Genomic DNA, 23,574 nt, shown 5'->3' with positions numbered 1-23,574 from the left:
TTTAAATCGTGACGCGGAGCGTCACAGGATGCATTCCCGCGCGGACGGTTCGACGCCTCGACGCGGGAACGATCAGGTCAGAGGACGCGTACGCGCAGCGAACGACCCTTGATCTTGCCGTTGTTCAAACGTTGCAGCGCCTGCATGACCACGGTGCGCTCAACCGCCACATAGGACTGGAAGTCGAAGATCGCGATCTTGCCAACCTGAGCGCCAGGGATGCCGGCATCGCCGGTCAGTGCGCCAAGAATGTCGCCCGGGCGCACCTTGTCTTTACGGCCGCCACCGATGCACAGCGTGCTCATCGGCGGTTGCAGCGGGGCACCGCCCTGGGATTTCAGGTTGTCCACCTGATCCCAGTTCAGCGGGGTTTTCTGCAGTTGTTCGATGGCTTGCGCGCGGTGTGCTTCCGACGGCGCCACCAGGCTGACCGCGATGCCTTTCTCGCCGGCACGACCGGTACGGCCGACGCGGTGAATGTGGATTTCCGAGTCGCGGGCCAGCTCGACGTTGATCACCATGTCCAGTGCATCGATGTCCAGACCACGGGCGGCAACGTCCGTGGCGACCAGTACCGAAGTGCTGCGGTTGGCGAACATTGCCAATACCTGATCGCGGTCACGCTGTTCCAGATCGCCGTGCAGGCCGACGGCGGAAATGCCTTTGGAAGTCAGGTGATCGACGGTTTCCTGCACTTGCTGCTTGGTGAAGCAGAATGCCACGGTGGAAGCTGGACGGAAGTGGTGCAGGACCTTGGTCACCGCGCTCATGCGCTCTTCCGGGGAAATCTCGTAGAAGCGCTGTTCGATCTGCGTGTCGTCGTGGAACGCTTCGGCTTTCACCGTTTGCGGATCACGCATGAACTTCGACGCCAGTTGCTTGATGCCCACCGGGTAGGTCGCGGAGAACAGCAAGGTCTGACGACGGGCCGGGGTCTGCTCGATGATGTCTTCGATGGCGTCGTAGAAACCCATGTCGAGCATGCGGTCGGCTTCGTCGAGGATCAGTGTGTTGAGGCCGTCGAGGACCAGCGAACCCTTGCGCAGGTGCTGCTGGATGCGGCCCGGGGTGCCGACGATGATGTGCGCGCCGTGCTCCAGCGAGCCGATCTGCGGGCCGAACGACACGCCGCCGCACAGGGTCAGGACCTTGATGTTGTCTTCGGCGCGGGCCAGACGACGGATTTCCTTGGCGACCTGGTCGGCCAGTTCGCGAGTCGGGCAAATCACCAGCGCCTGGCAGCCGAAGTAGCGCGGATTGATCGGGTTCAGCAGGCCGATGCCGAACGCGGCGGTCTTGCCGCTGCCGGTCTTGGCCTGGGCGATCAGGTCCATCCCCTTGAGGATCACCGGCAAGCTCTGCGCCTGGATCGGCGTCATCTGGGCATAACCGAGCGATTCGAGGTTAGCCAGCATGGCGGCGGACAGCGGCAAAGTATTAAAAGCGGTGGCGATGGTGGTCACGGGACTGGCCTGCAAAACAAAATGTCGCGCAGTGTACCAGCCCGGTGGCCATTAGCCCTAAGACTCGATGTGTTCTTCCGGACGTCTGACGCGCCGTCCGTCATTCTTCGAGAGCTGGGAGAAAATCGTCGCCGCCAGCATCGCCATGATCCCAACAGTCACGAACGTGAGCTGAAACGCGCCCAACACGGTCTCAACGCCGTCGTTTCCGATCTCCGCCGTGAAGCCGCCGAGCAGCGCGCCGGCGCACGCCACACCGAGGCTCAGCGACAACTGCGCCACCACCGATAGCAGGCTGTTGCCGCTGCTGGCGCTGGCGTCGTCGAGGTCGATCAGGGTCACGGTGTTCATCGCGGTGAATTGCAGCGAGTTGATTGCCCCGAGAATCGCCAGCAGGCACAGCAGCAGCCAGTACGGCGTCTGCTCGCTGACCAGGCCCATGCTCGCCAGCATGATCCCCAGAAACAGCGTGTTGCCGGTCAGCACGATGCGATAGCCGAGGCGTTCGATCAGCGGCCGCGCGCCCCACTTGGCGACCATCGCGGCAGCCGCCAGCGGCAGCATGCTCATCCCGGCCTGGGACGGCGAATAACCCAGCGCCACTTGCAGCAGCAACGGCACCAGAAACGGCAGGGCGCCGCTGCCCAGTCGGGCGAACAGGTTGCCGAGGATGCCGACCGCGAAGGTGCGGGTCTTGAACAGCGACGGCGCGAACAGCGGATTGTCGATGTGCCCGGCGCGCAGCCAGTACGCCGCCAGACACGCCATGCTGCCGAACAGCAACAGCATCACCCGCAAGTGCGGCAGGTGCAGTTCGCCGAGGCCTTCCATGGCGATGGTGATCAGCACCATCGCCGCGCCGAACAGCAGGAAACCCAGGCTATCGAAACGCGTACGTTCGGTGCCGCGCAGGTCGGGGATGAACTTCCACACCGCGTAGCAGCCGATGACACCGACCGGCAGATTGATCAAAAAGATCCAGTGCCACGTCAGGTATTGCACCATCCAGCCGCCCATGGTCGGGCCGATCAGCGGGCCGAGCAGGCCGGGAATGGTAATGAAGCCCATGATCCGCACCAGTTCCGAACGCGGGTAGGCGCGCAGCACCACCAGCCGCCCGACCGGCAACATCAGTGCGCCGCCGAGGCCCTGAATCACCCGGGCGCCGATCAGCATGCTCAGGCTGCTCGACAGGGCGCAGAGCAACGAGCCGATGCTGAACAGCAGGATCGCGCCGAAGAAGATTTTCTTGGTGCCGAAGCGATCGGCGATCCAGCCAGAGGCCGGGATCAGCAGGGCCACGGTGAGCATGTAGGCGATGATCACACCCTGCATGCGCAACGGGTCTTCAGCGAGATCCCGGGCCATGGCCGGCAGGGCGGTGTTGAGGATGGTCCCGTCGAGGGACTGCATGAAGAAAGCGATGGCGATGACCCACGGCAACCAGCGGGCGGTGATGGCGTCGAGAGGCGGGCGGTTGGGCATGGAACCTCTTGTGGTGTAGGGCCGTGAATGATCGTTCCCGCGCAAGGCGCGGGAACGATTTGTATCAGAGCGTCAGGGTCAATCGGCTCACCAACGCCCCCGGCAGCAGCGCCGACGACGTATTGCGCTGGCTGTAGGTGCTCGCCGACAGCAGCAACTCACGCTCGGCAGTCAACGCTTCCAGCTGCGAACCCAGCAGGCTGTAGGCGCTGTCGTCGAAACGCATGGTGCTGACCGGCGCCTGAATTTCGCCGTTTTCAACCCAGAACGTGGCAAACCGGGTCATGCCGGTCAGGCGCGCGGCCGGTTGATCGGAGAAGTTCAGGTACCACAGGTTGCTGATGTACAAGCCGGTGCCCAACTGCTTGAGGATCTCGGCCTGCGGCAGATTGCCTACGCCCATGTTCAGCGCACTCGGCGACTCACCACCGCCGGCACCGTTGGCCGTCAGACCGTATTCGGCGGCACTGCGCGAACCGACCAACTGGTCACCCGCCTTGCCTTCGATGATCAACCGCAGATCGCTGCGCGGGTAACCTTCACCGGAAAACGCCGGGCTCAGCGAGTCGCTGACTTTCTCGTCGAGGGACACCAGCGGGCTGAACGCCTGGTCGCCGGCATACAGCTTCTGCAACGGGCTGCTCTTGCTGGCAATCGACTGCGCCGAGAAACCGCCCCAGCACAGCATGCCCATGATTTCTTCCAGGGCTGCGGGCGCCAGATAGGCGCGGTATTGACCGGGCGGCAAGGTGCGCAGCGGTCGCCCCAGAAACTCGAGTTGCTCGCGGGCCTGCTGGAAGCGTTTGGCGAAACCTTCGCTGCTCCACTCGTGCCCGGCGTAGCTGGCTTTCACCGCTTCGCCGTTCTCGTGGAACAGGCTGAAGTCGAAGTTGAAGCTGTTGGCCTGATGCCAACCGAACGCGCCGGAAGAACTGGCGAAGCCACGACTGATCGGGCCGGCGGCATAGAAGCCGACCAGATCCAGACCTTCGGCCGCTTGAGCGATTTCCGCCACGACCTGTTCGGTGTCCGGCAGCGGATGCTCCTGCACGTTCTTGCTCTGCCAGCCATTGTGGTTGAGCAACAGGTAAGGATCCTGCGGCAGCAGCGGCAAGGTTTCGCGCAGTTGCTGCAGGCCTTCGGCCAGACGTTGCAGGTCGGTGGTCGGCTCGCCGGACAGGGTGATGTGCAGGTCGGCATGGCGACCGTCGTCGATCAGTTTCAGGCCGATACCGGCTTGCTGCACTTGCCCGGCCTGACGCACCTTGGCGTGGTTGAAGCGGACGAAGGCCGACGATTCGGCGTCGTAACTCAGGGTGAATTGTTCCGGCTCGCGCACGGTATCGCGCAGCCAGTTGACCAGAACCTTGAAGGCTTCGACCTGGCTCTTGGAAATACTCATCAGGCGTCTCCCCCAAACACATCAACATTGCTGAACACGCAGGCCGGCGAAGCATGGCCGACGCGGATCACCTGGTTCGGTTCGCCCTTGCCGCAGTTCGGCGTGCCCAGCACCCGGGTGGTGCCGGTGTTGCCGACTGCGCGCAGGCTTTTCCAGAAGTGCGCGGAAATGCCCCGGTAGTTCGGGTTCTTCACCACGCCTTTGAGTTCGCCGTTTTCAATCAACTGGCCCCATTCGCAGCCGAACTGGAATTTATTGCGTGCATCGTCGATCGACCACGAACGGTTGGTGCTCATCAGGATGCCGTTTTCGATGCCGCCGATCAGTTGTTCCAGCGGCTGATCGCCCGGCTCGATGTTGAGGTTGGCCATGCGGTCGATGGGCGGTCGGTTCCAGCCGCAGGCGCGGCTGTTGGCGACGCCGTCCAGACCTGCGCGGAACTGCGACAGTGCACCGCCCAGCGGCCGTACCAACAGGCCTTCGCGAATCAGGAATTGCTTGCTGGCTTTGGAACCGTCGTCATCGTGACCGTAACTCGCCAGTTCTTCGGGAATGCCCGGATCGAACGTCACGTTGAGCAGTTTCGAGCCGTATTGCAGGCTGCCGAAATCCGAGGTTTTGACGAAACTGGTGCCGGCGTAATTACGCTCGTCGCCGAGGATCCGGTCCAGTTCCAGTGGGTGACCAATGGATTCATGGATCTGCAGCATCATCTGGTCAGGCATCAGCAGCAGGTCGCGCGGGCCTTGCGGGGTGTTCGGCGCGAGCAGCAATTGCAGCGCCTGATCGGCGACTTGCGGGCCGGCGCCGATCAGGCCGCAACGGCTGATCACGTCGGCGCCGCCCTGCTGGCCGAAGTTCTCGCGGCCGAGGCTGCGGGTCTGGCTGTCGTTGCCGTCGTAGGCGGTGACGTCCAGGCCCGGATAAACGAAGCGCTGGGCCTGGCGCAATTCGGCCCCGGCACTGCTCAGGTAGATCTGTTCAACATGGGTGATGCCGATGCTCACTTCCCAATTCACCAGGCGCTCATCCTTTGGCACCGAGGCGGACTCCGAGCCGAGCAGCTCGAAGCATTCGCTCAGGGACGGGAAGGGTTGTTCGAGATTGGGTGAAAAGTAGTCAGCGCGGTCGCTGGACACCGGCTGCTGGCTCAGGTCGAGCAGGGCGTGGGGCTTGATCCGCCGGGCCTGCTGTTCGGCGCGCTCGAGGGCGGCTTGCAGGCCTTGTTGCGACAGGTCATTGGTCGCGGCGTAGGCTTCGACGCCGTTGACGCGAACGGTGAGCATCGCACCTTCGTCGCGGCTCAGGCTCGGCGGTTCGGCAACGTTCTTGCGCACCGACAGGTACTGGCCGGACTCGCGTACATACCGCAGGGAAAAAAACTCGGCGCCCGTGCGCAAGGCAGCGAAGCGCTGCTTGAGCTGGGGGTGGAAATCGAACATCAGGGAACCTCCTTGTTATGGGAGTAGCGGCGAAGCGGATTCGGCGGGGAGGGGTGAAACGATTGCGCGAGGACTAGAGTAGGCCTGCGTGGGGGTAGGATCAAGTGAAGAGGGGGTGTAGGAGGATTTACTGCTTTGAGTCGGCTGATCGTTCCCACATTGCATGGGAACGATCACCGCCCGGTATTACGACTTACTGAGCAACAGCACTCACATCACGCAGTGCCTTGCCTTTCACCGGCGCATCGCCAGCGACGTAGTACGGCGCCTTGCTGCGTGGCAGTGGCTGACGGCCACGGATCTTGTCGGCGATTTTCTCGGCCATCATGATCGTCGGCGCGTTCAGGTTGCCGGTGGTGATGATCGGCATGATCGAGGCATCGACCACACGCAGACCCTGCATGCCATGCACGCGGCCTTCGCCATCCACTACGGCCATCTCGTCGGTGCCCATCTTGCACGAGCAGGACGGGTGGAACGCGGTTTCGGCGTGCTCGCGGATGAACTTGTCCAGCTGCTCATCGGTTTGCACTTCGATGCCCGGGCTGATTTCGCGGCCACGGAAAGCGTCCAGTGCAGGCTGTTGCATGATTTCACGGGTCAGGCGGATGCCGTCGCGGAATTCCTGCCAGTCTTGTTCGGTGGCCATGTAGTTGAACAGGATGCTCGGGTGCTGGCGCGGATCCTTGGATTTGACCTGGATGCGACCACGGCTCGGCGAACGCATGGAACCCATGTGCGCCTGGAAACCGTGCTCTTGCACACCGTTGCTGCCGTTGTAGTTAATCGCCACCGGCAGGAAGTGGTACTGGATGTTCGGCCATTCGAACTCTTCGCGAGTACGGATGAAACCGCCGGCTTCGAACTGGTTGCTGGCGCCGATGCCGGTGCCGTTGAACAGCCACTCGGCACCGATGGCCGGCTGGTTGTACCAGAGCAGCGACGGGTACAGCGAGACCGGTTGGGTGCAAGCGAATTGCAGGTACAGCTCGAGGTGATCCTGCAGGTTTTCGCCGACGCCCGGCAGATCGTGAACGACCGGGATGTCGAGGCTTTCCAGCAGTTTCGCCGGGCCTACGCCGGAGCGTTGCAGCAGTTGCGGCGAAGCGATCGCGCCGGAGCAGACGATGACTTCTTTACGGGCGCGGGCTTCAACGCGCTCTTCGGCAGCGCCGACCAGGTAACGCACGCCAACGGCACGTTTGCCGTCGAACAAGACTTTGTCGGTCAGGGCGTGGGTGACGATGGTCAGGGTCGAACGCTTCTTGGCCACGTCCAGGTAACCACGGGCGGTGGAAGCACGACGGCCTTTCGGCGTCACGGTGCGGTCCATCGGGCCGAAGCCTTCCTGCTGGTAGCCGTTCAAGTCTTCGGTGCGCGGGTAACCGGCTTGTACGCCAGCTTCAACCATGGCGTGGAACAGCGGGTTGTTGCCCGCCTTCGGCGTGGTCACGCTGACCGGACCTTCGCCACCGTGGTAGTCGTTCGGGCCGATGTCGCGGGTTTCCGCTTTGCGGAAGTACGGCAGGCAGTCGAGGTAGGTCCAGTCTTCCAGGCCTGGCAGTTTCGACCAGCCGTCGTAGTCCATCGCGTTGCCGCGGATGTAGCACATGCCGTTGATCAGCGAGGAACCGCCGAGGCCCTTGCCGCGACCGCATTCCATCCGGCGACCGTCCATGTACGGTTCCGGATCGGTTTCGTACGCCCAGTTGTAGCGACGGCCTTGCAGCGGGAAGGCCAGTGCGGCCGGCATCTGCGTGCGGAAGTCCATGCGGTAGTCCGGGCCGCCTGCTTCGAGCAGCAGGACGGTGACGCCTTCGTCTTCAGTCAGACGGGTCGCCAGGGTGTTACCGGCAGAACCGGCACCCACGATGATGTAATCGAATTCTTGGGACATTGAATGCACCCTCTTTGAAAATTGGTCAGGTCAGACAGCCAGCGCTTCCCGTGTGGGAGCGGCGAGCAGACATGCCCGCGAAGGCGGCTTCGCGGGCAGCGCACGATGGCGGGTCTTAGAACACCGAGACGTAATCGCCCAGCTCGACCTGTACCGATTTGATGCGAGTGAAGTTGTTCAGCGAGCTGATGCCGTTCTCACGGCCAACGCCCGACTGCTTGTAACCGCCGACCGGCATTTTTGCGTCGGACTCGCCCCAGGCGTTGATCCAGCAGATACCGGCTTCCAGTTGATGAATCACGCGGTGGGCGCGGTTCAGGTCGCGGGTGACGATACCGGCGGCCAGGCCGAAGTCGGTGTCGTTGGCACGGCGGATCACTTCTTCTTCGGTTTCGTAGGTCAGAATCGCCATTACCGGGCCGAAGATTTCTTCACGGACGATGGTCATGTCGTCGTTGCAGTCGGTGAACACGGTCGGTGCCACGAACGCGCCTTTGGCGAATTCGCCGTCGGTCAGACGGTCGCCGCCGCACAGAACGCGAGCGCCTTCTTCTTTACCCTTGGCGATGTAGCCCAGCACGTTTTCCATGTGCGCGAAGCTGACCAGCGGGCCGAAGTTGGTGTTTTCGTCTTCCGGGTTGCCAACGCGGATGCGGGCAACGCGCTCGACGATCTTGGCTTCGAAAGCGGCTTTCAGGTGCGCCGGCACGAACACGCGAGTGCCGTTGGTGCAGACCTGACCGGAGCTGTAGAAGTTGGCCATCATGGCGGTGTCGGCGGCGCGATCCAGGTCGGCGTCGTCGCAGATGATCAGCGGGGACTTGCCGCCCAGCTCCATGGTCACGTCTTTGAGCGACGAAGCCGAAGCGCTGGCCATGACCTTCTTGCCAGTGTCGGTGCCGCCGGTGAAGGAGATTTTCTCGATGCGCGGGTGCTCGGTCAGCCAGGTGCCGACTTCACGGCCGCTACCGGTCAGTACGTTGAACACGCCGTTCGGAACGCCGGCTTCGGTGTAGATCTCGGCCAGTTTCAGGGTGGTCAGCGAGGTGACTTCGCTTGGCTTGAAGATCATCGCGTTACCGGCCGCCAGGGCTGGAGCGGATTTCCACAGGGCGATCTGGATCGGGTAGTTCCACGCGCCGATACCGGCAACCACGCCCAGCGGCTCACGACGGGTGTAGACGAATGCGGTGTCACGCAGCGGGATCTGCTCGCCTTCGATGGCGGGTACCAGGCCTGCGTAGTATTCCAGCACGTCGGCGCCGGTAACGATGTCGACGTATTTGGTTTCGGAGTAAGCCTTGCCGGTGTCCAGTGTTTCCAGAGCAGCCAGTTCATCGTTGCGCTCGCGCAGGATGTCGACGGCGCGACGCAGGATGCGTGAACGCTCCATGGCGGTCATCGCGGCCCAGATTTTCTGGCCCTTTTCGGCGCTGACGACTGCGCGCTCGACGTCTTCCTTGGTCGCACGTTGCACTTGTGCGAGGACTTCACCGTTAGCCGGGTTGATGGCTTCGAAGGTGGCATCGCTGCCGGCGTCGGAGTACGCGCCATCGATGTAGAGTTTTTGCAGTTCGAAACGGGCCATAGTGTCCTCGCAAGTGCATAAGTGGTTGGCGTTGACCACCGCGATCAGGCTGCGGTGGCGTTCAGGGGCCGAGCGTTTTCTCTGTGCTCTAGCTCACCTTCTTGGCCAATTGGAAATCCATGTATTCGTAAGCGATCTGTTGCGCCTGCGCGGTGTCGAAAGCGTCTCCCGACAGCGCGCCGCGCAACCACAAGCCGTCAATCAGAGCTGCCAGTCCGCGGGCGGCGCTGCGCGCATCTTCGAGCGGCAACACACGGCGGAACTCGCAGCACAGGTTGGAATACAGACGGTGATCGTTGATCCGCTGCAACCTGTGCAAAGACGGCTGGTGCATGCTGGTGGCCCAGAAGGCCAGCCAGGTTTTCATTGCCGGGCCATTGACCTGGCTGGCGTCGAAGTTGCCTTCGATGATCACCTGCAGATGCGCCCGGGGGCTGCTGTCTGCCAGCGCCTGACGGCGCGCGGTGACGTTCTCGCTGAGGACGCTCATCAGATACCGCATCGTGGCGGCAATCAGGCCGTTCTTGTCCTGAAAATAGTGACTGATGATGCCATTCGAGACACCGGCCAAACGGGCGATCAGCGCAATGCTGGCGTCCCCCATTCCGACCTGATCGACGGCCTGCAAAGTGGCTTCGATCAGTTGTTGGCGGCGGATGGGTTGCATACCGACCTTGGGCATCTTGCACATCTCCTTAGGCCTTCCAACGGGCGATAAACGCCGATCGGATTGAGGGCCAGTCTATTTTGTTTTGATTGAACGTTCAATCAACAAAGAATAAGATCTGCGACAAATCGTCGCTGCCTACAGATTTTTCCTACGTGTAAGTGGCGATAAACCGACATCCGAAAATGCTCGAAACCTGCGCGGGGCAAGGCGCGGTTCGACGTTCGATGGACGTGTTGAATGGGCAAGACGCTCGCGGCCAGGTTTCGGATGAACGTCCAGACCTCGGCCACGACGGCGATACGCGGTGCCATCTCTGCAGGTTCGGGCTTTTTTCGGGGTGTCTTTATATCACCCGCCGGTCGGCTGCCAACTAACCGATTGGTCGGGTTCCGTGTTGCCTTGTGTTCTTCTCTCGCACTGCCTGGAGCATTTGTGCCATGAGTTCTGCCTCGCTTATAAAGACCCCGCCCGAGAAGGTGACGGTCAACGGTTGGGTGTTCTACACCTCGACCGCGTTGATTCTGTTGTTGACCGCCATTCTGATCATCGCCCCGCAAGAGGCCGGCAGAATGCTGGGAGTGGCTCAGGCCTGGTTGTCCCGCAGCTTCGGCTGGTACTACATGGTGGTGATCGCCGCTTACCTGGTGTTTGTGGTGGGCCTGGCGTTCTCTTCCTACGGCAAACTCAAACTGGGTAGCAAGGACGACACCCCGGATTTCAGCTATGGCGCCTGGGCGGGGATGCTGTTCTCGTCGGGTATCGGTATTTCGCTGCTGTACTTCGGCGCCTCCGAGCCGCTGGATCACTACTTCAACCCACCGGAAGGTGCGTCCGCTACCAACCTGGCGGCGCGTCAGGCTGTTCAGCTGACTTTCCTGCACTGGGGCCTGCACGGCTGGGCGATCTACGCACTGGTCGGTCTGGCTGTTGCCTATTTCGCTTACCGTCATAACCAGCCGCTGGCACTGCGTTCGGCGCTGTACCCGCTGGTGGGCGAGCGTTGGGTCAAGGGCGCTGCCGGTCATGCGGTAGACGGTTTCGGCATGTTCGTGACCCTGCTGGGTCTGGTGACCAACCTGGGGATCGGCTCGCTGCAAGTGTCTTCGGGCCTGGAAAACCTGTTCGGCATGGAGCACAGCAACACCAACCTGCTGATCGTGATCATCGTGATGAGCACCGTGGCGACCATCGCTGCCGTGTCCGGCGTGGAAAACGGCATCCGTCGTCTGTCCAACCTCAACATCATTCTGTTCAGCGGCCTGCTGATTTTCGTGCTGCTGTTCGGCCCGACCCTGCACCTGCTCAACGGCTTCGTGCAGAACATCGGCGACTACCTCAACGGCGTGGTGCTGAAGACTTTCGATTTGTACGTCTATGAAGGCGACAGTGCCAAGTCCGACCGCTGGCTGGGCCTGTGGACTCTGTTCTACTGGGCATGGTGGATTTCCTGGGCCCCATTCGTCGGCATGTTCATCGCGCGGATTTCCCGTGGTCGTACCGTGCGTGAACTGGTGGCCGGCGTGCTGCTGATTCCGCTGGGCTTCACCCTGGCGTGGCTGTCGATCTTCGGTAACTCGGCACTGGACCTGGTGATGAACCACGGTGCGGTGGAGCTTGGCAAGACGGCGCTGGAACAGCCGTCGATGGCGATCTATCAGTTGCTTGAACATTACCCGGCGTCGAAAGTCGTCATCGGTGTGTCGATCTTTGTAGGTTTCGTACTGTTCCTGACCCCGGCCGACTCTGGCGCGGTAATGATGGCCAACCTGTCGTGCAAGGGCGGCACCGTCGACGAAGACGCACCGCACTGGTTGCGGATCTTCTGGTCGGTCGTGATCACCCTGGTGACCATCGGCCTGCTGTTCGCCGGTAACTTCGAAGCCATGCAGACCATGGTGGTGCTGGCCGGTCTGCCGTTCTCGGTGGTGCTGGTGTTCTTCATGTTCGGCTTGCACAAGGCCATGCGCCAGGACGTGCAGATCGAACAGGAGCAAGCGCAACTGGCTGAGCGCGGTCGTCGTGGTTTCAGCGAGCGCCTGACTCAACTGGACCTGCAACCGAGCCAGTCGGTGGTGCAACGCTTCATGGACAAACACGTTACTCCGGCGCTGGACGATGCGGCTGCCCAGCTGCGTACCCAAGGCCTGGAAGTGCAGACGCTGCTGGGTAAATCCAAGCGTTGCATGGGCGTGCGGGTCGAGATGGAAGAGGGCAACCCTTTTGTCTACGAAGTGAGCCTGGACGGCTATCTGGCGACCCCGACCGAATCGGCCCAGTCCGATGAAGCGCGCCAGCGTTACTACCGCGCCGAGGTGTACCTGCACAACGGCAGCCAGGATTACGACCTGATGGGCTTCACGCAGGATCAGATCACTCGCGATGTGCTCGATCAGTTTGAAAGCCATCGGCAGCTCCTTGGCCGGGTGTACAGCTAATAGCGATTGTTCATTCCCACGTCCTGCGTGGGAATGATGAAAACAAAAACGCCGCGATCCTCTCGCGGCGTTTTTGTGTCTGCTCTCTTTACCCCAGGTTCTTGCCGAGCAGCGCGTGATACAGCTCGCTGTCCCCAAGAATCCCCACCACATGGTTGTTGTCGTGCAGCACCAGCTTGTTTCCGGTCTGGTAACGGATCTGCAAGGCGTCACGCATGCCGATGTTCGAATCCACCAGTGTCGGACGACGATCCAGGCCTTCCACCGCTTGCCCCGGTACCCAGTTCTGCAGGTCGAGTACCGAACCGTTCTTGCGTGCACCCTTGATGGTGTTGCCTTCTGCCAGATCCAGCCACGAATCGCCGCCCGGATCGAGGCACACCGAACCATTGATGCGTTTGCAGTTGTCCAGCGTGCGCATCAGGCTGCGACCGCAGAGCACGTTCAGCGGATTGGTGTGGGCAACGAAGGTGCGCACGTAATCGTCCGCAGGATTGAGCACGATCTCTTCCGGCACGCTGTACTGGATGATCCGGCCGTCTTTCATGATCGCGATGCGGCTGCCCAGTTTCAGCGCCTCGTCGAGGTCGTGGCTCACGAACACGATGGTCTTGCTCAGCTTGCGTTGCAGTTCCAGCAATTCATCCTGCAGACCCTGACGGATCAGCGGGTCGAGGGCCGAGAACGGTTCGTCCATCAGCAGAATGTCGGCGTCCATCGCCAGTGCGCGGGCCAGGCCTACACGCTGCTGCATGCCGCCGGACAGCTCGTTGGGTTTCTTGTTGCGCCACTGGGTCAGGCCGACCAGCTCAAGCTTGTCGTCCACCAGTTTGCGCCGTTCTTTCTCGGGACGGCCCTGCATTTCCAGACCGAAGCTGATGTTCTCGCGCACGGTCAACCAAGGCATCAGGGCGAACTTCTGGAACACCATCGCAATGCGCTTGGTGCGCATCATTTTCAGTTCGGCCGGGGTGCAGGAGGCGATGTCGATCTGCTTGCCTTCGTGCTCGACGAACAGCTTGCCGCGGCTCACGGTGTTGAGGCCGTTGATGCAGCGCAACAGGCTGGATTTGCCGGAGCCGGACAGGCCCATCAGTACGCAGATTTCACCTTTCTCGATATCCAGGCTGGCCTTTTCAACGCCGACAATCTGCCCGGTCTTTTTCAGGATCTCGTTACGGGTCATGCCCTGATCCAGCAGCTTGAGCGCCTCGCGTGGATCCTTGGCGAAGATAACGTCAACGTTATCGAAGCGAATTATGCTCATGCGTCACCCCCTACTTTTGCGTCGGGTTGTTTGCAGATACGGTCGAGCATGATCGCCAGCAGTACGATCGCCAGGCCCGCTTCGAAGCCCAGGGCGATATCAGCAGTGTTCAGTGCGTTGACCACCGGTTTGCCGAGTCCGTCGGCGCCCACCAGTGCCGCGATCACCACCATCGACAATGAAAGCATGATGCACTGGGTGATGCCGGCCGCGATGCTTGGCATGGCGTGGGGCAGTTCGATCCGTGAAAGCAGTTGGCGACGCGAGCAGCCGAAGGCCTTGCCGGCGTCCATCAGTTCTTCCGGGACATCGCGGATGCCCAGGTAGGTCAGGCGGATCGGCGCAGCGATGGCGAACACCACCGTGGAGATCAGGCCCGGAACCACGCCCAGCCCGAAGAGGGTCAGGGTAGGAATGAGGTAAACGAAGGTCGGTACGGTCTGCATCAGATCGAGCACCGGCCTCATCAAAGTGTAGAACATCGGTTTATGCGCAGCGACGATGCCCAGCGGCACGCCGATGACCACGCAGACCAGGGTCGCGAACATGACCTGGGCGAGGGTTTCCATGGTTTCCTGCCAGTACCCCAGATTGAGGATCAGCAGAAAGGAGGCGATCACGAAGGCGGTGAGGCCCCATTTGCGTTGAATGAAGTGCGCGAGCAGAGCGATGAGGCCGATCAACACCAGCGGGTTGAACCAGGTCAGCGCAAACGTCACGCCGTGGATCATCGTTTCCAGGGTCACGGCGATTGCGTCGAAGGTGCTGGCGCCGTGTTGCGTCAACCATTCAACGAAGCCCGCGATGTACTGGCCTAAAGGGATTTTCTGATCAATCAGCATGGTAGTGAACGTCCGCATGCAAGGAAATAAACAGCCCGGACGGCCGGAGCCGTCCGGCATAAGCGATTACTGATTCAACTTGGCTTTCACGGCCTCCAGGCCAGGTTTACCGTCAATGGTGGTCACGCCAGCGAGCCAGGTATCGAGCACCTGTGGATTCTTTTTCAGCCAGGCCTTGGCGGCCGCGTCAGGCTTCATCTTGTCGTCCAGGATGTTGCCCATCAGGGTGCTTTCCATGTCGACGGTGAACTCCAGATTCTTCAGCAACTGACCGACGTTGCTGCATTCTTCGACGTAGCCCTTGCGGGTGTTGGTCGCGACGGTGGCTGCACCGAAATCCGGGCCGAAGAAGTCGTCGCCGCCGGTCAGGTATTGAATCTTGAAGCGCTTGTTCATCGGGTGCGGCGCCCAGCCGAGGAAAACCACGGCGGTGTCGCGTTTCTGCGCGCGGTCGACCTGCGAGAGCATGCCCGCTTCGGACGATTCGACGACCTTGAAGCCCGCGGCTTTCAGGCCGAAGGCATCCTTGTCGATCATGCTCTGGATCAGGCGGTTGCCGTCGTTGCCAGGCTCGATGCCGTAGATCTTGCCGTCGAGCTCTTTCTTGAATTTGGCGATGTCGGCGAAGTCATGCAGGCCCTTGTCGTACAGCGCCTGCGGTACGGCGAGGGTGTATTTGGCACCCTTGAGGTTGGTGCGCACGACTTCCACGGTGCCGGCATCACGGTAGGCCTTGATGTCGTTTTCCATGGTCGGCATCCAGTTGCCGAGGAATACGTCCATGTTCTTGCCGTCGGCCAGCGACTTGTAGGTCACGGGCACGGAGATCATGGTGGTCTTGGTCTTGTAGCCGAGGGCGTCGAGCACCACGCTGGTGGTCGCGGTTGTTGCGGTGATGTCGGTCCAGCCGACATCGGAGAAGTTAACGGTACTGCACTGCGCCGGTTCTGCGGCTTGAGCCAGTAACGGCAGACTCAGCATGGCGGCCAACAACAACGACGGGGAACCTTTCATGGATGGACTCCTTGGTGTTTTTTTTGGCAGTGTTCCGACTGGACCACCGCACTTATAGGTTGCGGTTGGATGGCGTTCTGGAGACAGCTCTACCACGGCGCCTTGCAATCGAGTCGATACGATCATGTACCAGTGAAAATCTGACGCCTACAGGGTGCGTCGTATCCAGTACAGGGATGGTCGCATCCAGTGTCGGTGACGTCGTTTACAGCTTTTTTCAGCCCCGTTTGGCCATCTGAACCGCATAAAAACGGCGAAAACACGGGCGAAAACCGGCACGGCGTTAGTGGGCATGAGTGCGTCGGTGTCAGACGCCGAGCGACCCGGGAAAAGCCTGATGATGCGGGCATTCCGGCGGATCGCAGCTTGAGCGTAGCAGCTCCGCCAGCGGGCGCTTCACGCCCCGGACGGCACTCTCAGGAGCTCTGCATCAATGGCTATCAGCGTTTTCGACCTGTTCAAAATCGGCATCGGCCCGTCCAGTTCCCACACCGTCGGGCCAATGCGCGCCGCGGCGCTGTTCGTCGAGTCTCTGCGCGACAAATTCCTGCTGGAGCAAGTGCGGCGGATCGAAGTGCAACTGTTCGGTTCGCTGTCGGCCACCGGTGTCGGTCACGGCAGCGACAACGCCGTGATCATGGGCCTGATGGGCGAGTGGCCGGACGCGATCGATCCGTCGCAGATCGGCCCGCGGATCCAGGCCCTGCGCGAAACTCACACCCTATTACTGGATGGTCGTTTGTCGGTGCCCTTTATATGGGCCCGCGACATGCGCCTGATCGACGAAAACCTGCCGTTCCATCCCAACGCCATGACCCTGGTTGCCGAAGGCGATCACGGCGAGATTCATCGCGATACCTACTATTCGGTCGGCGGCGGTTTTGTCGTCGACGAAGCGCAGGCGTCCAGCGGTGTGGTGGATCTGGATCGCACCGAATTGCCTTATGACTTCTCCAGCGCCGTCGAACTGCTGGAGTTGTGCAAGCAGAACAACCTGCGCGTGGCTGAGTTGATGATGGCCAACGAGAAAGTCTGGCGCAGCGAAGAGGAAATCCGCGCCGGGCTGATGAAGCTCTGGCGGGCGATGCAGGATTGCGTCGAGCAGGGCCTCAAGCACGAAGGCATCCTGCCTGGCGGCCTCAATGTGCGCCGGCGCGCGGCGAAACTGCACCGCAGTCTTCAGGAGTTGAACAAGCCCAATGTGATCGGCTCGACCCTCAGCGCCATGGAGTGGGTCAACCTGTTCGCCCTGGCGGTGAACGAGGAAAACGCTGCCGGCGGGCGCATGGTCACAGCACCGACCAACGGCGCGGCCGGGATCATTCCGGCGGTGCTGCACTACTTCATGAAATTCAGCGAGGCAGTGACCGACGCCAACGTGGTCGACTATTTCCTCGGGGCAGCGGCGGTGGGGATTCTGTGCAAGAAGAACGCCTCGATCTCCGGCGCCGAAGTCGGTTGCCAAGGCGAGGTCGGTTCGGCCTGCGCAATGGCGGCGGCAGGGCTGGCGGAAATCCTTGGCGCAAGCCCGGAGCAGTTGTGCAACGCGGCGGAAATCGGCCTGGAGCACAACCTCGGCCTGACCTGCGACCCGGTGGGCGGTCTTGTCCAGGTGCCGTGCATCGAGCGCAACGCGATTGCGGCGGTGAAAGCGATCAATGCGGCGCAGATGGCCTTGCGTGGCGATGGGCAGCACTTTATTTCGCTGGACCGGGTGATTCGCACCATGCGCGATACCGGCGCCGACATGCATGACAAATATAAAGAGACTTCTCGAGGTGGCTTGGCGGTCAGCGCGGTCGAGTGCTGATTCCTCCGATAACACCAGACCAGTCAAAACTGCGCACCAAGCGAGCATCGGCAATAAAACGCGCCACCTTTTGGCGCGTCGCAATCAGATAAGAGTCTTTCCCACCTCCAGCGCGTGATTGATGCTGGCGACCGTCCGTCACCCGTGCCTGCGGTGACACTGTCCGACAATCGCGCCCGGCCCTGTTCCCACAAGTGCTACCGATTTGCTCACGCGCTTCGGGGCAGGGCTTTCACCGCCGCTGATGGCACTTCGAACTACCTTTCGTCGGACGGCTTGTATAGACGCGTCGCGACGTCGTTTTCAGGAGTTATTGAACGCACATTCAATTTCAGGCATGGCAATTGCTCTGTCATAACAAAGCCCCGTCTCACGCAAGAGAACGATGGCAATAACAAGAGCCTCCGCCTGAGGCCATCACCCGCTTTGTGTGAGGAGATACCGCGATGACGTCGTTCAACTCCGGGGCTCAACCCCAGAACCGTGCGCCTCAATCCATCGGCTTTCTGCTGCTGGACAATTTCACGCTGATTTCCCTGGCTTCTGCAGTCGAACCGCTGCGCATGGCCAACCAGCTGTCCGGTCGCGAGCTGTATCGCTGGACCACCCTCACCGTCGACGGTGGCCAGGTCTGGGCCAGTGACGGTCTGCAGATCACTCCCGACGCCTCCATGCACAAAGCCCCGGCCCTCGACACCATCATCGTGTGCGGCGGGATCGGCATTCAACGCACTGTTACTCGTGAACACGTCTCGTGGCTGCAAAGCCAGGCGCGCCAGTCCCGTCGCCTCGGTGCCGTGTGCACCGGCAGTTGGGCCCTGGCCTGCGCCGGCCTGCTCGACGGCTTCGATTGCAGCGTGCACTGGGAATGTCTGGCGGCGATGCAGGAAGCTTTCCCGCGCGTTGCGATGAGCACCCGTCTGTTCACCCTCGACCGCAACCGTTTCACCAGCTCCGGCGGCACCGCGCCGCTGGACATGATGCTGCACCTGATCAGCCGCGATCACGGCCGTGAACTGTCCGCCGCGATCTCCGAGATGTTCGTCTACGAGCGCATCCGTAACGAGCAGGATCACCAGCGCGTGCCGCTCAAGCACATGCTCGGCACCAACCAGCCGAAACTGCAGGAAATCGTCGCGCTGATGGAAGCCAACCTGGAAGAGCCGATCGACCTCGATGAACTGGCGGTGTACGTCGCCGTGTCCCGTCGCCAGCTCGAGCGCCTGTTCCAGAAATACCTGCACTGCTCGCCGTCGCGCTACTACCTCAAGCTGCGCCTGATCCGTGCCCGGCAATTGCTCAAGCAGACGCCGATGTCGATCATCGAAGTGGCGTCGGTCTGCGGTTTCGTGTCGACGCCGCACTTCTCCAAGTGCTACCGCGAATACTTCGGCATTCCGCCGCGTGACGAGCGCGTCGGTTCCAACACCACCCAGCAGGTGGCGATGCTGCCGCTGCCGCAGGCCATTGTGATGTCGCCGCTGTCCGGGCCGATGTCGGCGCTGAGCCAGGCGCGCAACGAATCGACCTTTGCCAGCGTGCGCCTCTGATCAGAGCGCGCGTTTGAAGTACACGACGCGCTCGGTTTCCTCGAAGCCGAGCGCCTTGTGTGTCGCTTGACTGGTCAGGTTGTCGACACCGGTATCGGAAGCCATTTCCACGCAGCCGTTTTCCCGTCCCCACTGCGCAACGTGCTCGATCAACCGGGCGGCAACGCCATGGCGGCGCTGCTCCGGTATCACGTAGATACCTTCCAGATACACCACCGGCGAGCTGTCGGTACCGTTGACGTAATCGGTGCGCAATGAGGCTTCGGCGAGGCCGACGGGATGGTGCTGCGTGTCGTAGGCGACGAAGTTGATATAGCGCTGCGGCGCTTTCAGTTGCTGCTCGATTTCATCGCGATGTTCGTGTTCCGAAGCATCGGGCCAGAGGGCCTGGCGCAGGGGCAGCCAGCCCGATTGCTCGCTGGACTGGCAGTTTTGGATAAGGAACATCGGCGTTCGCTCGTGGTGGTCATCAAGGCCACCACTCTAGCAAACGCCCGGGATGTCAGGCGCGGGTCTGCTGGTACTGCGCCAGGGCCGGCAGCAACTGCTTGTCGATGGCCTCACGCACGGTCGGCTGAATACTCGCGCTGCTGGTGTACATCTGCTTGACCATGGTGCGCAACGTATTGGCCCGCACATCGTCCAGGCCCCGCACGGCGCACTCACAGGCCTGCTGCGCAGACGAGCCCGACGGTACTTCGAATCCCAACGACTTGAGTTGGCCCAACAGGTCTTCCTGATCGATCAAATCGGCATACATCATGACGCGAATCCTTCTTCGGCAACGGAGGTCGTGGCTCGATTCTGGTAGGCCTGCCCAGGCACGGCAAGGGCGATTTGTCGCAGTGTCCACATTGGCTATGAGCATGTCGTTTTCGGCTAACTTGCCGTATCGGGGAGTGGGCACACTGAACCCAGCTCGCTTCACGAAGGTTTGGTCACCCTCGGCACGGCAGCTCCTCAACAGTACCCTCGCCCCGATCCTGTCACGGCTTGCATCGGGGCTTTTTTTGCCTGCGAATAACGATGACGCGGTCTAGCGCTGCAACACCAGAATCCGTGACAACAACTCATCCCGATCGATGTAGCAGCCCTGAAAGTGCCGGGCTCCGGTGGTCGGGTCGAAGGCGTTGCGAGCATGCAGGGTGCGGCGGTTGTCGAAGCACCACAACTCGCCCGGATTGAGCCGCTGCATCAGCCGGAAGCGTGGCTCGCGGGTCATGGCGATGAAGCGTCGATACGCGCGATACAGCAGGGGCATTTGCTCGACTGAGGTGTCGAACGCGCCGCGCAGAAAGTTGGCCATACGGATTTCCGCAACCCGGCCCAAGGCATCCAGGGCGATGATCGGGGCGAGGCAGCGATAGTCGCTGTGGCGGTCCTTGTTGCGAAATTCCACCGGGATCTCGCACAGCGCCTTGAACGACGCGGGATCTTCCTGACGCAAGGCTTCGGCAATCGCAAAACCGTCGACGAAAATACTCTCGCCACCCTCGGCGTCGTTCACCAGACAATGCAAAAATTGCAGCCCCGGTTGCAGCTCGCGAGTCGGCAGGTCGGTGTGCAACGGCAGGTTGAAAGCGGTGTAGGCATTGCTGTCGGCATCGGCCTTGGATTGCACGTTGAACAGCACGCCGAAATTGCTCTCGCGGATGAACGAAATGCGCTGGGCGATCAGCTTCAGCGAACCGGGTTCGGTGGGCACGCCGCGCACCTGGGTCAGACCGATGTCGCGCACGGCCAGCAACCATTGCAGCAGCGCGGCGTTGTCGTTCATCAGGGCTGAATAGTCGAACACCGGCAACTGCAAGTCGCTGCGCCAGAGAAAGGCTTTCGGCTTGGCGGCCAGGCGTTCGGCGCGGGTCTCGTCGTCATAGGCGTGGGCCCGCAACCAACCCGCATCGAAGCAGCTGAAATGGCCGTCTTGCCAGTCGATGCGCAGGCAGCCATTGGTGTCGATATGGGCGGCGGAGGGCGACAGATCCTGCGCCGCATCGACGATCTCGAACACCTGCTCGCGGGTAACGCTGTAGACGCACTGCGGACACGGGCAGTTGTCCCGCAGCCACACATGGTGGAACGGGCTGACGCGCCCGTCGGCCCATTCGATCAGGACGCGATCCGCCAGGTTCTGCACGCCGTTCAGCGCGCTGATCAACGGATAAGTACGAAAATCGGCAACTGCGGCGGCGGTTTGCATGGCGGCTCCTTGCGTTGGATGGATTTACCGGGCTGGCGGCAATGCGATGACCCGGCCGATGTAAGCCGGGGCGGGCAGGTCGGCCTGCTCGGCGACGATGGCTTGCAGGCGGCTCAGGGTGTCCGGGGTAAACGGTGTGGAACGCGGCCCGGCGAGGTCGACGTGCAGCAGCATCTGTTCGTTGCCGGCCAGTTCCTTGTCACCGCCGGCCAGGTGCAGGCTGTGATAGAGGTGCAGGCGTTTCTGGTCGTGGCCGATGATTTGCGTGCGCACTTCGACCTCGGCATCGAGCTTCACTTCGTGCAGATAGTTGAGGTGCAGTTCGAGGGTGAACAGCGAGTTACCGCTGGTCTCGCGGTTGTTGCTGTCCATACCGAGGCGGTCCATCAGGGCGTCGGTGGCGTAGCTGAAGATCAGCAGATAGAAGGCGTCGCGCAGGTGGCCGTTGTAATCGACCCAGTCGGGGATGATTCTGGTTTGGTAGGTGGTGAGGGTGGGCATACTTATCTCCAGGCACGTTCGTACCCACGCTTTGCGTGGGTACGATCAATCAACACATCACTCGCTGAAACTCATCCCGTGCTTCTCTTTGGTGGTCTTCACCGCCTCAAGCACCGCCAGCAGGCAATCATCACGATAGCGCTCCAGCGCCGAAATACTGTGTCGCCCCAGTTGATCGCTGGTGCCATCCACCACATCGTCGATCAACTTGTCGGTCAGTTCCGGTGCCGGCAGATAGGTCCACGGCAACTGCAACGCCGGGCCGAACTGCGACATGAAGTGACGCATGCCGGCATCGCCCCCGGCCAGGGTGTAAGTCAAAAACGTACCCATGAACGACCAGCGCAGACCGGCGCCAAAGCGGATCGCATCATCGATTTCTCCCGTGGTTGCCACCCCGTCGTTGACCAGATGCAGCGCCTCGCGCCACAGCGCTTCGAGCAGGCGGTCGGCGATGAAGCCCGGCACTTCCTTGCGTACATGCAGCGGGCGCATGCCGAGGGATTCGTAGACTTTCATCGCGGCCTGCACGGCTTCCGGCGCGGTGTTCTTGCCGCCGACCACTTCCACCAATGGCAGCAGGTAAACCGGGTTAAACGGGTGACCGACCACGCAACGTTCCGGGTGGGTCGAACTCTCGTAGAACTCGCTTGGCAACAGGCCCGAGGTGCTGGAGCCGATCAGGGCATTGGGCTTGGCCGCCGCGCTGATTTTGCTGTGCAACTCCAGTTTCAGTTCGAGGCGTTCCGGGGCGCTTTCCTGGATGAAGTCCGCATCGCGTACGCATTCTTCAATGGTCGCCACAAAGCGCAGGCGGTCCTGCGAGGCGCCCGGCGCCAGACCGTTTTTCTCCAGCGCGCCCCAGGCATTGGCCACGCGTTTGCGCAGCGCCGCTTCGGCACCCGGCGCCGGGTCCCAGGCCACCACGTCGAGGCCATGGGCGAGGGCGCGGGCGACCCAGCCGCTGCCGATGACGCCGCTGCCCAGTGCTGCGAAGGTTTTGATTTCGGTGATAAAGCTCATGGTCACTTCCTGGAATGAGGCAAAAAAACGGTGGGCGCCAATTGCCCGCCCACCGGGGGAAAGGGTGGCTTCAGCCGCGCTGGGTCAGGCCCATTTTCTTGCGACCTTCAGCCGGGGTCAGTACGCGGGCGCCGAGACGGCTGAGGATTTCGCTGGCGCGTTCGACCAGTTGGCCGTTGGTCGCGAGCACGCCTTTGTCCAGCCACAGGTTGTCTTCCAGACCGACCCGCACGTTGCCGCCGAGCAGCACCGCTTGCGCCGCCATCGGCATTTGCATCCGGCCGATGCCGAAGCCCGCCCACACCGCGTCGGCGGGCAGGTTGTCGACCATGGCTTTCATGGTGGTGGTGTCGGCCGGCGCCCCCCACGGGATGCCCAGGCACAGCTGGAACAGCGGGTTGTCGAGCAGGCCTTCCTTGATCATCTGTTTGGCGAACCACAGGTGACCGGTGTCGAAAATCTCAAGCTCCGCCTTCACGCCCAGCTCGGTGATGCGCTTGGCGCCGGCGCGTAGTTGCGCCGGGGTGGAGACGTAAATGGTGTCGCCGTCGCCGAAGTTCAGGGTGCCGCAATCCAGCGTGCAGATTTCCGGCAGCAGCTCCTCGACGTGGGCCAGACGGGTCAGCGGGCCGACCAGGTCGGTGTTCGGGCCGAACTCCATCGGGTTCTCGCCCGGGCCGATTTCCAGATCGCCGCCCATGCCGGCGGTGAGGTTGACGATGATGTCGACATCGGCTTCGCGGATGCGCTCCATGACTTCGCGGTACAGCGCCACGTCACGGCTGAACTTGCCGGTCTGCGGGTCGCGGACATGGCAATGCACGACGGTGGCACCGGCCTTGGCCGCTTCCACAGCGGCTGCGGCGATCTGTTTCGGAGTGACCGGCACGTGAGGGCTCTTGGCGGTCGTGTCGCCAGCACCGGTGAGTGCGCAGGTGATGATGACGTCGTGGTTCATGGTGCGTTTTCCTTCAGGCGTGATGGG

The 23,574-nt window shown here is 61.7% G+C and carries 19 protein-coding genes; 3 read left to right on the top strand and 16 right to left on the bottom strand.

What is annotated here, in order from left to right:
• Positions 1–77 precede the first annotated feature (77 nt).
• From dbpA to betI, 7 genes are all read right to left on the bottom strand, one after another.
• Entirely contained in the window at positions 78–1,463 is a 1,386-nt protein-coding gene (gene dbpA / locus AC3WRD_RS03270) for an ATP-dependent RNA helicase DbpA (RefSeq protein ID WP_096817735.1), read from the bottom strand.
• 57 nt (positions 1,464–1,520) lie between these two features.
• The gene (gene mdtD, locus AC3WRD_RS03265; RefSeq protein WP_102619735.1) at positions 1,521–2,948 is read right to left on the bottom strand and encodes a multidrug transporter subunit MdtD; all 1,428 of its coding nucleotides are present in this window, start codon (positions 2,946–2,948) and stop codon (positions 1,521–1,523) included.
• A 64-nt stretch (positions 2,949–3,012) separates the two neighbouring features.
• Positions 3,013–4,350, bottom strand: a complete 1,338-nt coding sequence (locus AC3WRD_RS03260; protein WP_102619736.1) for a TldD/PmbA family protein — start codon at positions 4,348–4,350, stop codon at positions 3,013–3,015.
• The gene (locus AC3WRD_RS03255; protein ID WP_102619737.1) at positions 4,350–5,792 is read right to left on the bottom strand and encodes a TldD/PmbA family protein; all 1,443 of its coding nucleotides are present in this window, start codon (positions 5,790–5,792) and stop codon (positions 4,350–4,352) included. The genes AC3WRD_RS03260 and AC3WRD_RS03255 overlap by 1 nt, the downstream gene beginning before the upstream one ends.
• A 193-nt stretch (positions 5,793–5,985) precedes the next feature.
• Complete coding sequence (gene betA / locus AC3WRD_RS03250; protein WP_102619738.1) at positions 5,986–7,689, bottom strand: choline dehydrogenase; 1,704 nt, start codon at positions 7,687–7,689, stop codon at positions 5,986–5,988.
• Between the two features lie 115 nt (positions 7,690–7,804).
• Complete coding sequence (gene betB, locus AC3WRD_RS03245; protein ID WP_102619739.1) at positions 7,805–9,277, bottom strand: betaine-aldehyde dehydrogenase; 1,473 nt, start codon at positions 9,275–9,277, stop codon at positions 7,805–7,807.
• Between the two features lie 88 nt (positions 9,278–9,365).
• Complete coding sequence (betI, locus tag AC3WRD_RS03240; protein ID WP_085731629.1) at positions 9,366–9,959, bottom strand: transcriptional regulator BetI; 594 nt, start codon at positions 9,957–9,959, stop codon at positions 9,366–9,368.
• Between the two features lie 425 nt (positions 9,960–10,384).
• Here betI and betT point away from each other — a divergent pair, with 425 nt between their 5' ends.
• The gene (betT, locus tag AC3WRD_RS03235; RefSeq protein ID WP_096817746.1) at positions 10,385–12,382 is read left to right on the top strand and encodes a choline BCCT transporter BetT; all 1,998 of its coding nucleotides are present in this window, start codon (positions 10,385–10,387) and stop codon (positions 12,380–12,382) included.
• Between the two features lie 88 nt (positions 12,383–12,470).
• Here betT and choV read toward each other — a convergent pair whose 3' ends face one another.
• The 3 genes from choV to AC3WRD_RS03220 form a co-directional block, all read right to left on the bottom strand.
• Positions 12,471–13,649, bottom strand: a complete 1,179-nt coding sequence (choV, locus tag AC3WRD_RS03230) for a choline ABC transporter ATP-binding protein (RefSeq protein WP_096817748.1) — start codon at positions 13,647–13,649, stop codon at positions 12,471–12,473.
• The gene (choW, locus tag AC3WRD_RS03225; protein WP_085709139.1) at positions 13,646–14,491 is read right to left on the bottom strand and encodes a choline ABC transporter permease subunit; all 846 of its coding nucleotides are present in this window, start codon (positions 14,489–14,491) and stop codon (positions 13,646–13,648) included. The genes choV and choW overlap by 4 nt, the downstream gene beginning before the upstream one ends.
• Positions 14,492–14,557: 66 nt before the next feature.
• Entirely contained in the window at positions 14,558–15,505 is a 948-nt protein-coding gene (locus AC3WRD_RS03220; protein WP_096817750.1) for a choline ABC transporter substrate-binding protein, read from the bottom strand.
• 433 nt (positions 15,506–15,938) lie between these two features.
• Between AC3WRD_RS03220 and AC3WRD_RS03215 the strand changes: the two genes are divergently transcribed.
• Together AC3WRD_RS03215 and gbdR are read left to right on the top strand one after the other, a co-directional pair.
• Positions 15,939–17,315 (top strand): L-serine ammonia-lyase, encoded by a 1,377-nt coding sequence (locus AC3WRD_RS03215; RefSeq protein ID WP_102619740.1) that lies wholly within the window; start codon positions 15,939–15,941, stop codon positions 17,313–17,315.
• 446 nt (positions 17,316–17,761) lie between these two features.
• Positions 17,762–18,865: a choline metabolism transcriptional regulator GbdR gene (gene gbdR, locus AC3WRD_RS03210; protein ID WP_065260190.1), complete on the top strand. Its 1,104-nt coding sequence runs from the start codon at positions 17,762–17,764 to the stop codon at positions 18,863–18,865.
• Here the strand turns inward: gbdR and aac(6') are convergent, their stop codons facing one another.
• The 6 genes from aac(6') to cdhC all read right to left on the bottom strand — a co-directional run bounded on the left by aac(6') (position 18,866) and on the right by cdhC (position 23,547).
• Entirely contained in the window at positions 18,866–19,312 is a 447-nt protein-coding gene (gene aac(6') / locus AC3WRD_RS03205) for an aminoglycoside 6'-N-acetyltransferase (protein ID WP_096817754.1), read from the bottom strand.
• 55 nt (positions 19,313–19,367) lie between these two features.
• Positions 19,368–19,628: a hypothetical protein gene (locus AC3WRD_RS03200; RefSeq protein ID WP_096817966.1), complete on the bottom strand. Its 261-nt coding sequence runs from the start codon at positions 19,626–19,628 to the stop codon at positions 19,368–19,370.
• Positions 19,629–19,901: 273 nt separating this feature from the next.
• Positions 19,902–21,065 carry a gamma-butyrobetaine dioxygenase gene (locus AC3WRD_RS03195; protein ID WP_102619741.1) on the bottom strand — a complete coding sequence of 388 codons (1,164 nt, stop codon included), beginning with the start codon at positions 21,063–21,065 and terminating at the stop codon, positions 19,902–19,904.
• Positions 21,066–21,089: 24 nt separating this feature from the next.
• Entirely contained in the window at positions 21,090–21,566 is a 477-nt protein-coding gene (locus AC3WRD_RS03190) for a thioesterase family protein (protein ID WP_102619742.1), read from the bottom strand.
• A gap of 57 nt (positions 21,567–21,623) precedes the next feature.
• Complete coding sequence (locus AC3WRD_RS03185; RefSeq protein ID WP_007959763.1) at positions 21,624–22,589, bottom strand: L-carnitine dehydrogenase; 966 nt, start codon at positions 22,587–22,589, stop codon at positions 21,624–21,626.
• A gap of 70 nt (positions 22,590–22,659) precedes the next feature.
• The gene (gene cdhC / locus AC3WRD_RS03180; RefSeq protein WP_011336296.1) at positions 22,660–23,547 is read right to left on the bottom strand and encodes a 3-dehydrocarnitine:acetyl-CoA trimethylamine transferase CdhC; all 888 of its coding nucleotides are present in this window, start codon (positions 23,545–23,547) and stop codon (positions 22,660–22,662) included.
• Positions 23,548–23,574 lie beyond the last annotated feature (27 nt).

It is taken from the genome of Pseudomonas sp. FW215-R2 (assembly GCF_058789255.1).
This window is presented reverse-complemented; position numbering and strand designations above follow the sequence as displayed.

Bases quoted from the DNA above. Each gene is read 5' to 3' on its own strand.
- mdtD (WP_102619735.1), bottom strand. From the start codon at position 2,948: ATGCCCAACCGCCCGCCTCTCGACGCCATCACCGCCCGCTGGTTGCCG.
- AC3WRD_RS03260 (WP_102619736.1), bottom strand. From the start codon at position 4,350: ATGAGTATTTCCAAGAGCCAGGTCGAAGCCTTCAAGGTTCTGGTCAAC.
- AC3WRD_RS03255 (WP_102619737.1), bottom strand. From the start codon at position 5,792: ATGTTCGATTTCCACCCCCAGCTCAAGCAGCGCTTCGCTGCCTTGCGC.
- betA (WP_102619738.1), bottom strand. From the start codon at position 7,689: ATGTCCCAAGAATTCGATTACATCATCGTGGGTGCCGGTTCTGCCGGT.
- betB (WP_102619739.1), bottom strand. From the start codon at position 9,277: ATGGCCCGTTTCGAACTGCAAAAACTCTACATCGATGGCGCGTACTCC.
- betI (WP_085731629.1), bottom strand. From the start codon at position 9,959: ATGCCCAAGGTCGGTATGCAACCCATCCGCCGCCAACAACTGATCGAA.
- betT (WP_096817746.1), top strand. From the start codon at position 10,385: ATGAGTTCTGCCTCGCTTATAAAGACCCCGCCCGAGAAGGTGACGGTC.
- choV (WP_096817748.1), bottom strand. From the start codon at position 13,649: ATGAGCATAATTCGCTTCGATAACGTTGACGTTATCTTCGCCAAGGAT.
- choW (WP_085709139.1), bottom strand. From the start codon at position 14,491: ATGCTGATTGATCAGAAAATCCCTTTAGGCCAGTACATCGCGGGCTTC.
- AC3WRD_RS03220 (WP_096817750.1), bottom strand. From the start codon at position 15,505: ATGAAAGGTTCCCCGTCGTTGTTGTTGGCCGCCATGCTGAGTCTGCCG.
- AC3WRD_RS03215 (WP_102619740.1), top strand. From the start codon at position 15,939: ATGGCTATCAGCGTTTTCGACCTGTTCAAAATCGGCATCGGCCCGTCC.
- gbdR (WP_065260190.1), top strand. From the start codon at position 17,762: ATGACGTCGTTCAACTCCGGGGCTCAACCCCAGAACCGTGCGCCTCAA.
- AC3WRD_RS03200 (WP_096817966.1), bottom strand. From the start codon at position 19,628: ATGATGTATGCCGATTTGATCGATCAGGAAGACCTGTTGGGCCAACTC.
- AC3WRD_RS03195 (WP_102619741.1), bottom strand. From the start codon at position 21,065: ATGCAAACCGCCGCCGCAGTTGCCGATTTTCGTACTTATCCGTTGATC.
- AC3WRD_RS03190 (WP_102619742.1), bottom strand. From the start codon at position 21,566: ATGCCCACCCTCACCACCTACCAAACCAGAATCATCCCCGACTGGGTC.
- AC3WRD_RS03185 (WP_007959763.1), bottom strand. From the start codon at position 22,589: ATGAGCTTTATCACCGAAATCAAAACCTTCGCAGCACTGGGCAGCGGC.
- cdhC (WP_011336296.1), bottom strand. From the start codon at position 23,547: ATGAACCACGACGTCATCATCACCTGCGCACTCACCGGTGCTGGCGAC.